9 protein-coding genes and 4 pseudogenes are annotated in these 17562 nt (G+C 42.3%); all 13 read left to right on the forward strand.

The features are described from left to right. Positions 1-131 precede the first annotated feature (131 nt). The 13 genes and pseudogenes from STRCR_RS06060 to STRCR_RS06110 all read left to right on the forward strand — a co-directional run bounded on the left by STRCR_RS06060 (position 132) and on the right by STRCR_RS06110 (position 17540). Positions 132-4670 (forward strand): glycoside hydrolase family 70 protein, encoded by a 4539-nt coding sequence (locus STRCR_RS06060; RefSeq protein WP_004226750.1) that lies wholly within the window; start codon positions 132-134, stop codon positions 4668-4670. A gap of 646 nt (positions 4671-5316) precedes the next feature. Next, positions 5317-5637 (forward strand): hypothetical protein, encoded by a 321-nt coding sequence (locus STRCR_RS06065; protein WP_004228782.1) that lies wholly within the window; start codon positions 5317-5319, stop codon positions 5635-5637. Between the two features lie 160 nt (positions 5638-5797). Continuing rightward, positions 5798-6028, forward strand: coding sequence for a DUF1858 domain-containing protein (locus STRCR_RS06070; protein ID WP_040804905.1), 231 nt, complete (start codon positions 5798-5800; stop codon positions 6026-6028). Between the two features lies 1 nt (position 6029). Then, positions 6030-6819: pseudogene (locus STRCR_RS12540) on the forward strand (DUF438 domain-containing protein); the annotation flags it as partial. Between the two features lie 77 nt (positions 6820-6896). Beyond that, positions 6897-7403, forward strand: a pseudogene (locus STRCR_RS12545) (PAS domain-containing protein); the annotation flags it as partial. A gap of 619 nt (positions 7404-8022) precedes the next feature. Continuing rightward, positions 8023-8916, forward strand: coding sequence for a tRNA pseudouridine(55) synthase TruB (truB, locus tag STRCR_RS06080; protein ID WP_004225861.1), 894 nt, complete (start codon positions 8023-8025; stop codon positions 8914-8916). Positions 8917-8922: 6 nt separating this feature from the next. After that, positions 8923-9864 (forward strand): bifunctional riboflavin kinase/FAD synthetase, encoded by a 942-nt coding sequence (locus STRCR_RS06085; RefSeq protein ID WP_004227776.1) that lies wholly within the window; start codon positions 8923-8925, stop codon positions 9862-9864. A 70-nt stretch (positions 9865-9934) separates the two neighbouring features. Continuing rightward, positions 9935-10348: a Spx/MgsR family RNA polymerase-binding regulatory protein gene (locus STRCR_RS06090; RefSeq protein WP_004228916.1), complete on the forward strand. Its 414-nt coding sequence runs from the start codon at positions 9935-9937 to the stop codon at positions 10346-10348. Then, positions 10341-10619 carry a UPF0223 family protein gene (locus STRCR_RS06095; protein ID WP_004225646.1) on the forward strand — a complete coding sequence of 93 codons (279 nt, stop codon included), beginning with the start codon at positions 10341-10343 and terminating at the stop codon, positions 10617-10619. The genes STRCR_RS06090 and STRCR_RS06095 overlap by 8 nt, the downstream gene beginning before the upstream one ends. Beyond that, positions 10609-11370 (forward strand): inositol monophosphatase family protein, encoded by a 762-nt coding sequence (locus STRCR_RS06100; protein WP_004226698.1) that lies wholly within the window; start codon positions 10609-10611, stop codon positions 11368-11370. Before STRCR_RS06095 ends, STRCR_RS06100 begins: the two co-directional genes overlap by 11 nt. A gap of 565 nt (positions 11371-11935) precedes the next feature. Beyond that, a pseudogene (locus STRCR_RS06105) lies at positions 11936-15643 on the forward strand (glycoside hydrolase family 70 protein); the annotation flags it as partial. 60 nt (positions 15644-15703) lie between these two features. Further along, a pseudogene (locus tag STRCR_RS12550) lies at positions 15704-16117 on the forward strand (hypothetical protein); the annotation flags it as partial. Between the two features lie 106 nt (positions 16118-16223). Next, positions 16224-17540: an RsmF rRNA methyltransferase first C-terminal domain-containing protein gene (locus STRCR_RS06110; RefSeq protein WP_040804909.1), complete on the forward strand. Its 1317-nt coding sequence runs from the start codon at positions 16224-16226 to the stop codon at positions 17538-17540. The last annotated feature ends 22 nt before the right edge of the window (positions 17541-17562 follow it).

Raw genomic sequence — 17562 nt, forward strand, 5'->3', positions numbered from 1 at the left:
GTTTTCTCAAATAGCAGATAATGTAAATAACTAGTAATTTTTTTGAAAAAGTGTTAAGATAGTTTGGTGAGTGAAATAATTTTTAGGTCAATAATATTTCACTATTAAAATTTAAAGGGAGAATGATTTTCATGGAAAGAAAATTACGTTACAAGTTGCATAAGGTTAAGAAACAGTGGGTGACCATTGCTGTTGCTTCTGCTGGCCTTGCTAGTGTCATTGGCGCTGGTGCTGCTAGTCAGACTGTTTCTGCCGATGACATAGGAAATGGTGCTTCAGCTAGTGCTGAACAAAACACCTCTGCTAGTCAGAATAAAGAAGTAGTAGATTCTGACGCTGCGCAGGCAACCGATGCCAAGGCAACTTCTGAACAAGCGGCAGTAAGTTCAGTAGATACGAACTCAGAAACTGATCAAGTCCAAAATGTTGATGGCGTCTCAGCTAATAATCAACCAGAAGCTCCAGCAGCCCCACAGGCAGCAGCTTCAAATAATACGAACACAGCTACGTCAGAAGAAGCAAATACGAACACGGCTGTGTCAGAAGCAGCACCTGCTGCTGAGAATCGTACGGCTGAAAAAGGCGCTGATTTGTCAGACCAAGAAGAGGCAGCAGCGCTTTCTCTTGACAACATCAAAAAAGTTGATGGGAAGTATTACTATGTCATGGCTGATGGTTCCTATAAAAAGAACTTTGCCATCACTGTTAAGGGTCAACTTCTCTACTTTGATGCTGAAACAGGTGCGCTGTCATCAACGTCAACCTATTCGTTTAGTCAAGGGCTAACACCGCTTGTTTCGGACTTTTCGATCAACAATAAAGCTTTTGACTCATCAGCAAAAAGTTTTGAATTGGTGGATGGTTATTTAACAGCAGAAAGCTGGTATCGTCCGACTAAGATTCTTGAAAATGGTAAGACTTGGGTTGATTCCAAAGAAACTGACCTACGTCCAGTTCTGACAAGCTGGTGGCCAGATAAGGATACTCAAGTAGCCTATCTCAACTACATGAGCAAGGCTTTGGGAGGCAAAGAAGAATTTACAACTAAAACCTCTCAGACGGCTTTAAATACAGCCGCTGAAATGATTCAAATGAAGATCGAGCAACGCATCAGCAAGGAACAAGGGACCGCTTGGTTACGTGATGCTATGGCTGCCTTTGTAGCCACTCAATCTCGTTGGAATAGTGATAGTGAGCAATTTGATAAGAATGACCACTTACAAGGCGGTGCTTTGCTCTATACCAATAATAAATTAACCGAGTGGGCAGATTCAAAATATCGCTTGCTTAACCGCACACCAACTCGTCAAGATGGTAAGACCCATTACTCTAAGGCTGACGAATACGGAGGCTATGAATTCCTTCTGGCCAATGACGTGGACAACTCTAACCCAGTCGTTCAGGCAGAAATGCTTAACCAAATTCACTATCTTATGAACTGGGGTTCTATCGTCATGGGTGATAAGGATGCTAACTTTGATGGTATCCGTGTCGATGCGGTGGATAATGTTGACGCTGATACTTTGCAGCTCTATACTAACTACTTTAATGCTGTTTACGGTGTCGATAAATCAGAAGCACAAGCCCTAGCTCATATCTCAATTTTGGAAGCTTGGTCATACAATGATAATTATTATAACCAAGATACCAACGGTGCCGCTTTAGCTATGGATAATGGGTTGCGTCTTTCGCTTCTTTATACGTTGACGCGCCCACTTAGCGAGCGGACTCCAGGCCTGTCAACCTTGATTAAGTCAGAATACGGCCTGACTGACCGGACTAAAGATGATAAGTATGGTGATACTCAACCATCTTATGTCTTTGTTCGGGCGCATGACTCAGAAGTTCAGACTGTCATTGCTCAAATTATTAAAGAAAAAATTGATCCAACGACAGATGGTTTCACTTTCACTTTGGATCAATTGAAACAGGCTTTTGACATTTACAACAAGGACATGAACAGTGTTGAAAAACACTATACGCACTATAATATTCCTGCAGCCTATGCTGTCATGCTGTCCAATATGGAATCAGTGACTCGGGTCTACTATGGTGACCTCTTCACGGATGATGGTCAATATATGGAAACCAAGTCTCCATACTATGATGCCATCAACACTCTCCTGCGTGCTCGTATTCGTTACGCTGCTGGCGGCCAAACCATGGAACATAAGGCTTATACACCTTCAGCCGCTATGAAGGCTAAAAATCCTGATAGCGGAAGTGTGCTGGGTAACAGCGAAGTATTAGTATCTGTTCGTTTTGGCCAAGATGTCATGTCTGCCGATGATATGACCGGCGGTCAACTGGCTAAAACATCAGGTATGTTCAGCTTGATTGCTAACAACCCTGAATTGGAGTTGGATGCTAATGAAGAAATCAAGGTTAATGTTGGTAAAATCCATGCCGGCCAAGCGTATCGTCCATTGCTTTTGACAACCGATAAGGGACTGCAAAAATATCTCAATGATTCAGATACAAACTTGACCAAGGTTGCTGACAAGGACGGTTTCATTACTTTCAAAGGTAGCGAAATCAAGGGTTACAAACAAGTTGAAGTCAATGGTTACCTTTCAGTCTGGGTACCCGTTGGAGCTAAGTCTGACCAAGATATTCGTGTAGCTGCTTCAACTAAAGCTAATGCTAAGGGTGACAAGTCTTACACAGCTAGTCAGGCTCTTGATTCACAATTGATCTACGAAGGCTTCTCAAACTTCCAAGATTTTGTTCAAAAAGATGCTCAGTATACTAATAAGAAAATTGCTGAAAATACGGATCTCTTCAAGGCCTGGGGCGTAACGTCATTTGAAATGGCACCTCAGTATGTCTCAGCTACGGATGGAACTTTCTTGGATTCTATTATCCAAAATGGTTATGCTTTTAGTGACCGTTATGACCTTGCCATGAGCAAGAACAACAAGTACGGTTCTAAGGAAGACTTAGCTAATGCACTGAAGGCCCTCCATGCAGCTGGAATTCAAGCCATTGCTGACTGGGTACCAGACCAAATCTATCAATTACCAGGTAAGGAAGTTGTTACGGCTAGCCGTGTTGATAACTACGGCCGTGTAAAAATTGACCAACCGATGGTAAATAAGCTTTACTTGGCTAACACCAAGAGCTCAGGAAAAGATTTCCAAGCAAAATACGGTGGTGAATTCTTAGCTGAATTGCAAAAGCAATATCCTGAAATGTTCACGGCTAAGATGATTTCGACCGGTAAACCAATTGATTCATCTGTGAAGTTGAAGGAATGGTCTGCTCAGTACTTTAACGGTACTAATGTTCTCGGTCGTGGTACTGACTATGTCCTTAGCGATGAAGGTACTGGTAAGTACTTCACCGTCAATGAAAAGGGTGAGTTTTTACCAGCTGTACTGACTGGTGATAAGGAAGCTAAAACTGGTTTCTACAATGATGGTAAGGGAATGACCTACTTTACCACTGCTGGAAGTCAGGCTAAATCTGACTTTGTTACAGTAGCAGGAAATACATACTACTTTGACTACACTGGTCACATGGTTACTGGACCTAATGTTATTAACACGAAATTCTATTACTTCTTGCCAAATGGTGTTATGTTGAAAGACGCCGTTATGGAAGACGATCGTGGACGCTCGGTCTACTATGGCAAAACTGGTGTTATGTACAAGGGAAGCCGCAATAATGAATGGTTTGCAATGACTGATTCTAAGGGTCAATTACGCTTCCGTCATTTTGACAATTATGGCTTTATGTCTGTAGGTCTGGTGACGATTCATGGTAATGTTCAATATTACGATGAAGAAGGATTCCAAGTTAAGGGTGACTTTGTAACGGATAAGGCTGGACAAACGCGTTACTTCGATAAGAATACGGGGAACCTTGTTAAAGGACAATTCTTCAACCAGAATGGTCATTGGTACTACTCAGATGACCAAGGTCTTATCGCTAAGGGTGCGCAAACCATTAAAGGGCAAAAGCTTTACTTTGATGCTAAGACCGGTGCCCAAGTCAAGGGTGACTTTGTGACAGATAAGGACGGTAATACCTTCTTCTACAGTGGCGATACTGGTGATTTAGCTGTTTCCACTTTCTTCTCAACAGGGAACAATGCTTGGTTCTATGCTGATGAAAACGGCCATGTTGCCAAAGGTGAAAAGACCATCAATGGTCAAAAGCTTTATTTCGACACTAAGACCGGTCAGCAAGCTAAAGGTCGCTTTGTTCGTGATGCTAAGGGATTACGCTTCTATGATGCAGATACAGGTGCTTTGGTAACCAACAGCTTCCTGGAAACGAAGGCTGGTTCAAATCAATGGTACTATATGGGGGCAGATGGTTATGCGGTTCGAGGTCATCAAACCATCCAATCCCGCCACATGTACTTTGATGCTGAAACTGGTCAGCAGGCCAAAGGAATCGTGGTTACAGATGCCAATGGTCGTAAGTATTTCTACGATGCAAACACTGGTGATCGTGTTGTCAACCAATTCGTTCTTGTTAATGGCAGTTGGTATTTCTTTGGTTATGACGGGGCTGCTGTAACAGGTTTCCGTGATATCCGAGGTCAGCATCTCTACTTTAATCCTGATGGCACACAAGCTAAGGGGACAACTGTAAAAATTGATAACCGTATCTATACCTTTGATGCAGATTCTGGTGAACTGACATCAGTTCGCTATATTTAAACTTTAATAAGGATAAGGCAGAGTTGGGATACCCCAGCTCTGTTTTGTATGAGGTATTAGTCTGCGATGAATACTTAATTAGCAGTTTAGCGGTCCCATTGATTTTAAAGGGATAGCGAAAGGTGTCCAACGCTTCTTTTGCCCTAATGGCTTTCTTAGCAATGAAGTTTCAATGAAGGTTGGGATGACCGATGACTATGTCAGCTCAATTTCCAACTTAAAAGGCCTGCTGGGGCTTTTTTAACGCCCCTACGAATTCAGAAAAAGAGGTGAAAAGCAAATGTTAGCATTAAATTTAGTAGATTTGTTCGGTAACCCAAATTGATATGGCCGAACTCATGAAAAGACACATGCGAAAAACTCTAAAACTTTACCTAGCGCATTTAAAATGGTTAAGCTGAGTTGTTGATTTGTGGTATTACCAATTATGCAATGCTTTAGTTTTCAAACAAGTCTAGTATAACTATAAATCGAAGCATGGGAATAATAGTAGCAGCCTACTAAATAGGTGTGGCAGAAGAACATTCTAGGCTAAATAGGTAACATTTGAGGATAAGGTACTAGACTAGGAATCCGTTGTCTTATAAAATAGGTTGGTTGAGGTAACTCAACCATTATTACTTTAAGAAGGAAGGATTCAACCTTTATGAAATCACCTATCAAAAAAATTCTTCTCACTTCAGCTTTAGCTGGAGCTATGTTGGTAGCATCTTCAACTGTTTCAGCGCTCGGCTTGACTGAGACTAATCGCTACGGTACTGCCCCAAATCCCAATTATTATCGTACTTGCTATGATTTAAATGTCCATAATGTGGATATTAATGATAACGTCATTCAAACAGAAGGAACGGACTTCACCCAATATTATTGGCGTGGTGATAGTAGTTCAAGTTCTACCACCTATGACAGTAAAACAGGTATTACAACAACTACTTATTTTACAGTGCGTTACTGGGAAGCAAAATAAGAGTAAGAGAAAGTCTCGATTTAAGGTCGAGGCTTTTTCAGATCACTTATAGAGACTTGCTACAAAAGCGGTTCGACCGTTCTCTGTCTGGATTACTCAGCCACCTTGAACTTACTTTTTGTTATAATGAGATTATTAAAAGAGAAAGTGAGTCATGCTGATGACCAATACTATAGATTTATCTCAACCGGTTGCTCAAATCGTCAAAGAGCATCCAGAATTAAAAGACATTTTGATTGAGTTGGGGTTCAAGCCGCTGGCTAATCCAGTAATGTTAAAGACCCTAGGTCAAGCCACCAGCCTAAAAGCTGGTTCTAAACTGGCTAAGGTTCCTTTGGAAAGGATTAAGCAAACGCTGGAATTTAACGGTTATGAGGTGAAAGGAGACTGAGATGACTAATAATCGTATCGGAATACTAAAAGATATTCTCCTAGACCTTCATCATGGAGCTAGTCCTGAGACGGTTCAAGAGCGTTTCGATAAGACTTTTAAGGGTGTTTCAGCCTTAGAAATTTCCCTTATGGAGCATGAGCTGATGTCTGATGAAAAGTCTGGTGTGACGTTTGAAGATGTTATGGATCTCTGTGATGTTCATGCCAATCTGTTTAAGAATGCAGTCGAAGAGGTGGAGGTAGCAGATGCTGATCATCCCGGTCATCCTGTTTATGTTTTCAAACAGGAAAATTTGGCTTTGAGAGGGGCTTTACTAAGGATTCGGCGGATTTTAGAAAATCTGGATCAGCCTGAAAATGAAGATTTCCAAGCTGATATGATTAAAGGTTTGAAACATCAGCTGGCCTTATTAGGTCAATTTCAGCTGCACTACCAGCGTAAGGAAGACCTCTTTTTTCCAATCATGGAGGCTTACGGACACGACTCTCCACCTCGGGTAATGTGGGGTGTGGATGATGAGATTCGGGACCTTTTTAAGGAGTTAGAGTCCCACGTTAATCTGCTTCCAAATGTTACAGTCGCTTCTGTCAGTCAGTCTTTTGAGGCATTTGCTCACGAATTTGAAGAGATGATTTTTAAAGAAGAATCTATCTTGCTGATGATCCTTTTAGAGATTTTTACTCAAGACGACTGGCTGAAAATTGCTGAGGAAAGTGATGCGATTGGTTATGCTATTGTCAGACCTGAGGAAAAATGGCTGCCCAAGAGAGAGGACTTTGAAAAGAATTCCGACCAAGCAGGAGATCAGGGGGCTGCTGAGAATTTAGTAGATCAAACTTCTTCAGAGTACCATTTTGCAGAGGGGCAGGAGCAAGTCATTGATACACCGGCAGGCCAATTTAAAATCAGCTTCACTCCTAAAGCGCGAGGAGAGGAAATTGACCGTCAGGCTCCTCAGAAATTTACCAACGGTTACCTGTCGCTTGAGCAGGCCAATTTAATTTTAGACCATCTGCCCTTGGAAGTGACTTTTGTAAATAAGGACGATATTTTTCAATATTACAACAATAGCATCCCTGCTCAGGATATGATTTTCAAAAGAAATCCTAGTCAAATTGGCCGCCATGTTGAGCTCTGCCATCCGCCTAAGGTTTTAGATAAGGTTAAACGTGTTTTTGAGTTATTGAAATCAGGTCACAAAGATAAGGTGACTATGTGGTTTAAATCGCAAAAACGAGGCCAGTTCGTTTATGTCACCTACGCTGCTGTTCGTGATCAAGCTGGACAATTCCAAGGAGTACTGGAATATGTTCAAGATATTCAACCCTTTTTTAACTTAGAAGGAGATAACCAGCGCGATATCATTGAGTAAGCACAAAGTCCAAGGAGCTGGGTAAAAACTCGTCCAGTATGCTGTTTTGGAATAGACTCTTGGCACAGTGGTTGGGAGTCAGACTTGTTGGCTGCGCCAAGAAATCTGACTCTTGCACAGTTCATTAGAGAGTGGAACAGAAGTCAATTTTTTATATAAATTGAACCTCCGCACAGTTGATTAGGTTGGCCGCCAATCATATTACGTGCATAGCAAAGGATAAGAACCGCCAATCAACCACTACGTCAAACTGTTATGGCTGCAAAAATAGAAGGCTGGAATACTTTTTTCCCAGCCTTAATGAACCACTGCTGGCTTTCCATTTGCCATAAGGCCGAAGCGGAAATCCGAAACGACTGGGATGACCGTTGTTCATCTTATTTCCAATCTTCAAAAGGTCCGGAGGATCTTTTAAGCTGTGCGGGAGTGGGTTAAAAAGCTCTGGAAGACCTTTGTAATCGGGAAATGAAGCTGACAAAGCAAGTGTCAAAAACGGTCTGGGGAGAGACCGTTTCAGGTCATCACCTTAAAATCAGGCTGTGATGAGGCCTAAAATTTTCAATTTTTGGGTTGATCACACTTCCTTTCTTTTAGCTCTAAAAAAAGGTATAATAGCAGAATGATTAACGGTATTATTAACCTCAAAAAAGAAGCTGGTATGACCAGTCACGATGCAGTTTTTAAGCTCCGAAAGATTTTACAAGAAAAGAAGATTGGCCATGGGGGCACTCTTGATCCCGATGTAACAGGAGTTCTGCCTATTGCAGTTGGCAAGGCAACCCGTGTCTTAGAATACATGACCGAAAGTGGTAAGGTTTATGAGGGGCAGATTACTCTAGGCTATTCGACTACTACCGAGGATGCTAGTGGGGAGCTTGTTCGTGAGACTCCCATTAAGGCAGGGCAACTGACGGATGAACAGGTTGACCAAGCTATGTCTAGCTTTTTAGGAGAAATTACACAAATTCCGCCTATGTATTCTGCTGTCAAGGTCAATGGTCGCAAGCTCTATGACTATGCTAGGGCAGGTGAGACTGTTGAGCGTCCTCAGCGGCAGGTGACAATTGGAGCGTTTGTTCGGACATCTCCCTTAAGCTTTAAAGATGGTCTCTGTCGGTTTGATTTTCGGGTGGCCTGTGGTAAGGGAACCTATGTTCGAACTTTGGCGGTTGACTTAGGGGCTAAGCTTGGCTGTGCCAGCCATATGTCCGCCCTCAGACGGACCGCTTCAGCTGGATTGCAGCTTGAGCAAGCCCATAACTTGTCTGAACTTGCTGATAAGGTTGCTGCGGGAGACTATGATTTTCTCCTGCCGATCGAGTACGGTGTCTTAGATCTGACCCGAGTAGACCTATCTGATGAGCAAAAGCAGGAGATCTCATTTGGCCGTTTTATTGACTTGCAAACTGAAGAGCCGCAAGAACAGGTCTTGGCGGCCTTCTATCAGGGACATCTGGTGGCTATTTTAGAAAAGGGTAATCAGATCTATAAACCACGTAAAGTTTTTATTTGAGAAACAATGGACATTATTTCAATAAAAGATTATCACGATATTCGACAGGAAGAGGAGACGGTCCTTGTTCTGGGGTATTTTGATGCCCTACATAAGGGACATAAGGTTCTTTTTGACCGTGCCAAAGCATTGGCTGAGGAAAAACAGTTAAAAATGGCTGTCCTGACTTTTTATGAGTCTCCTAAATTAGCCTTTTCTCGCTTTGAACCTGATTTACTTAATCATATCCTTTCTCCGGAGAAACGCTATGCCAAGTTTGCGGACTACGGGGTGGACTATCTCTACCTAACACGCTTCACATCAAGTTTCTCACAAATAGCCTCTGATGCGTTTATTAAGACCTATATCAAGGCTCTGAATGCTCAAGCGATTGTTGTTGGCTTTGATTATAAATTTGGCCATAACCGAACTGATGCGGATTATCTGGCGAGAAATTTTTCTGGTCAACTTATCAAGGTGGCAGAAGTCAGCCAAGAGGGGCAGAAGATTTCCTCTACACGCATCCGTAATTTGATTAGTCAAGGGCAAGTTGACAAGGCAAATCAGCTCTTGGGACACGAGTTTTCAACCAGAGGACTTGTTGTTCATGGAGACGCAAGAGGCCGGACTATCGGTTTCCCAACAGCCAATCTGGCTCCTCTTGATCGGACTTTTCTTCCTGCCGATGGGGTTTACGTCACTGATGTCTTGCTGAAAGGACAGCGTTACCGGGCCATGACCAGCATTGGTAAGAATGTTACCTTTGGCGGGACTAGCTTACGTCTGGAAGCCAATATTTTTGATTTCTCTGGTGACATCTATGGTGAAGAACTTGACATCATTTGGCTCTATAAAATTCGTGAGATGGTTAAATTCAACGGAATAGATGACTTAGTAGACCAGCTCCGGCAAGACCAAAAACTGGCTAAAAATTGGCCCTTCAAGTCCCTAGCTAGTGATAAAGGCTAGCTTAACTTTATCTGGAATTTTTAGATTTTTTTGTGTATAATGGCAGGGTGAAAGGGTTATTAATGACTTTATGATTACACTATTTTTATCGCCTAGCTGCACTAGTTGTCGTAAAGCCCGTGCCTGGCTAACCAACCATGAGGTAGCTTTTCAAGAACATAATATTATTACCAGTCCTTTGTCTTCAGATGAATTAAGAGCTATTTTGGCTTTGACAGAAAATGGGACTGAAGATATTATTTCGACACGTTCAAAGGTTTTTCAAAAACTTGATATAGATGTTGACGATTTATCCATTTCAGAATTAATTGATTTGATTGCTAAAAATCCAAGCTTGCTCCGTCGACCAATCATTTTGGATAAAAAGCGGATGCAAATCGGCTTTAATGAAGATGAGATTCGGGCCTTTTTGCCTCGTCATTATCGGGAGCAAGAGTTACGTCAAGCAACAATTAGAGCAGAATTAGAGGGAAAACATGACTAAGAATTATTCTTACCCGCTCGATTTTTCATGGAGCACTGACGAGATTTCATCAGTGCTCTCTTTTTTGAATCGTGTTGAGGAGGCTTACGAATCCAGAGTTGGTGTTAAAGCCTTTATGGAAGCTTATCGGGCTTTCAAAAAGGTGGTGCCAAGCAAGATGGAAGAAAAACAGATTGACCGTGATTTTGAAAAAGTTAGCGGCTACTCTAGCTATCGAGCTCTTCAAGCGGCAAAAAATAAAGAAGAAGGGTGGATTTCCCTTGGACGCTAAATTTAAATTTGCTCAGAATTTAATTCGGCAAGCAACTGATTATGTTCGTAAACGGATGACAGAAGATTTGCAGATTGAGGAGAAGACGCGCTTTGACGATCTAGTAACGAACATTGATAAGGATACGCAAGATTTTATGGTTGAGCGTATTCAGCAAGCTTATCCTGATGACTATATTCTTGGGGAAGAAAATGACCTTTATCATGACATTCGGTTCGGTCATGTCTGGGTTTTGGATCCGATTGATGGAACGGTCAATTTCATTGCTCAAAGGCAAGACTTTGCAATTATGATTGCCTATTATGAGGAAGGAATTGGTAAATTTGGTCTCATCTATGATGTTACAGGTGATAAGCTTTATAGTGGTGGTGGCCATTTCGAAGTGACTTGTAACGGCCGTCCTTTGCTCCCTTATCAAGTTCGTCCCTTGAATCGCCAACTGCTGGGAGCAAATGGCAGTATGTATGCTAATAATTACCTTGGCCTAGCTGACTTTTCCAAGGAGCTTCTTGGTGTCAGGGTTCTGGGCAGTGCTGGTATCAGTATGAGCCGAGTTCTGGAAGGCCAGTTTTTTGGTTATTGTTCGTCCATTTCTCCTTGGGATTATGCAGCGGCGAGTATTATGGGAAAGAAATTAGGTTATGAACTCTTGACCATGGCGGGAGAGCCCCTAGACTATAAGAATCGTCAGGCAGTTATGTTCATTCCGCAAGCTGAGGTAGCAAGGGTTAAAAAAATCATTCATAAATAGACAAAGCAAAGCTAGCAACTAATCAAGTTGTTGGCTTTTTTCTTGCCCTGTTTCCCGAGTTGGTGATTAGGTAAAGCACCGTAGCGTTTGCTGTTAATGAGTGAAGGGGGGCTAGTCCTGATCTATTTTGCCAAGTTGATGAAGTTCCCACAGGACTTGGCGTGTTAAATCCAGTGATAGCGAATTATTTAGCTAGGGTTTACGATCGGAGCCGAAGCAATCGATGCTATAGCGGTAGGTGAGTTAGCGAGATATTTCACTAAGGCCTTACGTTTATTTTATAAGTTTCTCAAGTAAGGAAGCTTTTGGTTAATGTCCAGTAACAATCAAAATTAGTATTTCAGTAGTTCCATTGATTTTGAAGCATAATGACAGCAGGGTAAATGTTGACAGCCATATAGCATAATCGTTAAATTTATCCAAAAAATTAGGAAATATTTTTGTAAAATCAATATAACTGACTAGTAATAAATTCAATGATATGTTATGATAATTAGGATGTTGAAATATTTTGATGAGAAATACTATTTCAATTATCGAATAAATAATTATAAAGGAGTTTTTCATGGAGAGAGAAACAAAATTGCACTATAAGATGCGAAAGGTTAAAAAGCGCTGGGTAACTGTCGCCATTGCGACAGCAGCCATTTCAATGACGCTGTTGGGAGCAAGCACTGTAAATGCAGATTCGGTAGTAACTAGCAATGCGCTGTCAGCTGATCAGGCTCTTGTAACTAGTCAAACAGCAGTTGCGGAACCTCAAACTGTGGCAGAGCAGCAAGTAGTCCAGACTGCTCCGGCAGCTCAAGCTGATGTTGCGCAATCTGAAGTTGAAGAAAGTGCTGATCTTTCAGTGAACAAGGGTGCCGATCAAGCCAATGTTACAAGCCAAGTCAGTCAAGCGCCTGCCGAGGCAGAAGAGAGCCAGTTACAAACCACTCAAGCGGCTGTGGCTCAACCGAGGGCTGCTAGGCAAGTTAACCGCCTGGTGCAAACCAAACCAGAAACAGTTAAGACAGACGTTAATCGTTTGGTTGCTGAAAGACCTGAGCTGACGAAGCCACAACTTGACAATTTAAACTTATCTAAGCTAGTCCAGACACCATCAGCAAATGATTTTGCAACCAACAATCAGGCTTATAACAACCAAGCCAGCAGTTTTGAAACAGTTGATAACTACCTGACAGCTGACTCTTGGTATCGTCCTAAGGCTATCTTGAAAGATGGTCAAACGTGGACACTCAGCGGTGAAAATGATTTTCGTCCTATCCTGATGTCTTGGTGGCCAGATACAGCAACCAAGGCTGCCTATGTTAATTTCTGGGCTAAGGAAGGTCTGGTTTCTGGCACTTATACACAAAATTCCCGCAATCTTGATAGTGCTGCCCAAACTATTCAGGCTGCTATTGAAAAGAGAATTTCTTCCGAAGGTAATACAACTTGGCTGCGCAACAAGATGAGTCAATTTGTTCAAGCGCAATCTCAGTGGAATATCCATTCGGAAAATCCAACTGCTTACCCTAATCAGGACCACTTCCAAGGGGGTGCCCTGCTCTTTAGCAATAACAATGCAACGGCATATGCTAACTCAGACTGGCGCCTGCTCAACCGCAATCCGTCTCAACAGGATGGCCGTGTCAACTATCATAAATCTTCTTATGGCGGTTACGAATTGCTTTTGGCCAACGATGTTGATAATTCTAACCCAATCGTTCAAGCGGAACAACTCAACCATTTCCATTATCTCATGAACTGGGGTGAGATTGTCATGGGTGACAAGGAAGCTAACTTCGACGGGGTTCGGGTTGATGCGGTGGATAATGTCGATGCCGACCTTCTGCAGATTCAACGCGACTACTATAAGGCTAAATACGGTGTTGGTCAAAATGAAAAGAATGCCATTGACCACCTGTCAATCTTAGAAGCTTGGTCTGGTAATGATAATGATTATGTCAGAGATCAGGATAATTTTTCTTTATCCATTGACAATAACCAGCGCAGTGCCATGTTGAGAGCTTTTGGCTATGCGACAGCTTACCGTAGCGATTTAAGCGCTTTGGCGACAGCTGGTTTGAAAAATCGCAGCAAAGCCAACAGCGGTGATCCTATTCCTAACTATGTTTTCATTCGTGCCCATGACTCCGAAGTTCAGACACGGATTGCCAGCATCATCCGGGAGCGTTTAGGGAAAGCGAATACCGATGGTCTGACCAATATCACCTTAGATGACTTGGAAAAGGCCTTCGCTATCTATAATAAAGATATGTATGCAACAGATAAGCAGTACTATATCAACAACCTTCCGATGGCCTATGCTTGGATGCTGCAAAATAAAGATACAGTGACCCGTGTCTACTACGGTGATATGTATACAGATGACGGCCAGTACATGGCTGCGAAGACTCCGTTCTATAATGCTATTGAAACCATGCTCAAGGCACGTATTAAATATGTGGCTGGTGGTCAGACTGCCGCTTACAATCAGGATTGGAATGGCGGAGTCTTGACATCGGTTCGTTATGGTAAGGGAGCTAACAGCGCTACCGACCGCGGAACTAGTGAGACGCGTACATCTGGTATGGCTCTTTTGATTAATAACATGCCTAATTTCCAAGCTTACCGTGGTGTGACTCTGAATATGGGAGCTGCCCACACTAATCAAGCTTACCGTCCCCTCTTGCTTTCAACGTCAACAGGTATTGCGACTTATCTGAATGACAGTGATGTTAAGAGCAGTCAGTACAAGTACACAGACAGTCAGGGACGCTTGATCTTCAATGCCTCAGAGCTCCATGGTGTAGCCAATGCACAAGTTTCAGGGATGATTCAGGTTTGGGTACCAGTCGGTGCTGCTGACAATCAGGATGTCCGTATCGCTCCTAGCACCAGCCGTAATAAATCGTCTGATATCTATACTCAAAGTGATGCTCTGGATTCCCAAGTGATCTATGAAGGTTTCTCAAACTTCCAAGCTTTTGCTAAGACACCTGAACAATACACCAATGCGGTGATTGCTAAGAATGCGGATCTCTTTAAATCATGGGGCATTACCCAATTTGAAATGGCACCGCAGTACGTATCATCCGAAGATGGCACCTTCTTGGATTCTGTTGTTCTCAATGGTTATGCCTTTAGCGACCGTTATGATCTGGCTATGAGTAAGAATAACAAGTACGGTTCTAAAGAAGATTTGGCCAATGCCATTAAGGGCTTGCACAAGGCAGGAATTAAGGTTCTCTCTGACTGGGTACCGGATCAGATGTATAACCTGCCAGGTAAAGAAGTTGTAACTGCAACCCGGGTTGATCAATACGGTAGACCTAAGGCTGGTGCGACGATTAACAAGACACCTTATGTAGTTAATACTAAAACTTACGGTGATTATCAAGAGCAGTACGGTGGTAAATTCTTAGATGAACTGCAAAAGCTCTATCCAAGTCTCTTCACGACCAAGCAAATTTCGACAGGAAAACCAATCGATGCTTCGGTTAAGATTACTAACTGGTCAGCTAAATATTTCAACGGCTCTAATATCTTAGGACGTGGGGCTAAATATGTGCTCGGTGACAGCAAGGGTTACTTCAATCTGACAGACAGCAAGCTCTACTTGCCAACAGCCCTGTTGAGCAAGTCAACAAACCCGTCACAACCATCTCAGCCGTCACAACCATCTCAACCCTCAAAACCATCTCAGCCTTCAAAGCCATCTGTTTCAGGTATTTCTCATGATGGTAAGGGCTATGTTTACTATAAGAATGGTGTACAGGCTAAATCTAGCTTTATCACTGAAAATAATAACCTGTATTACTTTGATCAAAAAGGCTACATGGTCACAGGTATGCAAAAGATTAACGGTGCAACTTATTACTTCGGCAAAGATGGTAAGGCTCTGAAAGATGGCATCTATACGGATAATGCTGGTAAAAGCTATTACTTCAACAGTCAAGGTAAGCGTCTTGAAAATGGCTACTATCCATTTGGCGATAAATGGCGTCATTTTGAGAATGGTGTCATGGCTGTAGGTCTAACTCAAGTCAAGGGGAAATCTAAAACTTACACCCAATACTATGATGCTCAAGGTTTCCAAGTCAAAGGAGAATTGGTAACGGATAAAGATGGCAAGGTAAGATATTTCGATAAGCAGTATGGAAATATGGCCATTAATCAGTTTATCACCAATGCTCAAGGTAAAAAATCTTATTTCACTGGAGATGGTACGCGTTACGAGAATGGTTACTATCAATTTGGTAATAAATGGCGTCACTTTACTAATGGCATTATGGATGTTGGCTTGACTCAAGTAAAAGGTAAGTACAAGACCTACACCCAATTCTACGACTCTTACGGTTTCCAAGTTAAGGGTAGTTTTATTACCGATGATAATGGTAAGGTAAGATATTTCGATAAAGAGTATGGAAATATGGTTTCTAACCAGTTCGTTAAAAATTCAGACGGTGAAACCTTCTATTTTGACAAAAATGGTACTGCCGTAACCGGTTGGCAGGTTATCGATGGACAGCGACTTTACTTTAATGCGAATGGTGTTTTAGTTCAAAGGTCAAGACGATCTAGCAATCAGATCTATGAACGTCCTCGTCATCAGAATCGTTATTCCCTAAATGGATACTTTTATCGTTACCCACGTCATACTGAGAGAAACTATTATGATTATGGTTTCAGAAATTACGGTTTCAGAGGCTATGGCTTCTTTGATCTCCAAAATTTCTTCCCTTGGGATAGATTTTAATAGGTGGGATTAACCAGTAAAAGTAAATCTCTTTCTGTGGACAGAAAAACTGTTTTAAAAGGCTAGAATGGTGCAAACCACTAGCCTTTTTTGGTATAATGCTTTTATGACATTACCTAAAGCATTCATTGGAAAATATCAAGCAATTTTAGGAAATAGCGGTGATGATTTTTTGACAAGTTTGCAGCAAGAAGCTGTGCCCGCTTTTCGGTTAAATCCTTTAAAAAAAGTCCAGCAGCCTTTTCCTAATGCTATCCCTCATACACCTTGGGGCTATTATGGAAAGGTCTCAGGAAAGTCTATTGAGCATGTTACCGGTTTAGTCTATTCGCAAGAACCCGCTACTCAGATGGTGGGGCAAGTTGCCGCTCCGACAAAGGGCATGAAGGTCTTAGATTTGGCAGCTGCTCCTGGTGGTAAGACAACTCATTTACTTTCCTACCTAGATAATACCGGCCTCCTCGTGAGTAACGAGATTTCAAAAAAACGCAGCAAGGTTTTAGTGGAAAATGTCGAGCGTTTTGGGGCACGCAATGTTGTAGTGACAAACGAGTCTCCTCAGCGTTTAGCTGAGTTTTTTCCAGCTTATTTTGACCTGATAGTTCTTGATGCCCCCTGCTCTGGTGAAGGGATGTTTCGCAAGGATGCAGATGCTATCCAATATTGGCATCAGGATTATCCGGCTCAATGTGCTGGTTTGCAAAGAGAGATTCTAAAGGAAGCCATGATTATGCTGGCCCCTGGTGGCCGTCTTGTCTATTCTACTTGTACTTGGGCTCCTGAAGAAAATGAAGCTGTCATCTCTTGGCTTTTAGAGCATTATCCTGATCTAAGTTTGCTGCCAATTGAAAAAATTAATGGGATGGTTGAAGGTATTGATATGCCTGAAGCAGCACGAATGTATCCTCATCGTTTTAAGGGTGAGGGGCAGTTCATCGCCCATCTGCAGGATAGGCGGCCTGCGCTCAAGAAGTCCCTAAAACTCAAATCTCCTAAGAGCAATTTGACTCAGGAGCAGAAGCGCCTTTGGCAGGAGTTTGCCAAGAAGCATTTGCAAGTGGACTTATCAGGCCTGCTTCAAACCTTTGGCGATCAGCTTTATTGTCTGCCCGAGGGTCTGCCTGATTTGGCTAAGCTCAAGCTAGCGCGCAATGGTTTGCACTTGGGAACCTTTAAAAAGAAGCGCTTTGAACCTTCATTTGCTTTGGGACTAGCTCTGACTAGCGATCAAGTCAACTATAGCTTGACCTTAAGTGAAGAAGACTTCAGGGCTTATGTCTCAGGAAATACAGTTGCTATTGATGGTGAGCACAGCAATGGCTGGTATCAAGTTTTAGCAGGTGGCAATGGCCTTGGATTTGCTAAACTAGTTAATGGGACCTTAAAAAACTATTTCCCTAAGGGCTTGCGCTTTTCCTCCTGATGTAACAGTTTTGTTACATTAA

The organism is Streptococcus criceti HS-6, assembly GCF_000187975.2.
GTDB lineage: Bacteria > Bacillota > Bacilli > Lactobacillales > Streptococcaceae > Streptococcus > Streptococcus criceti.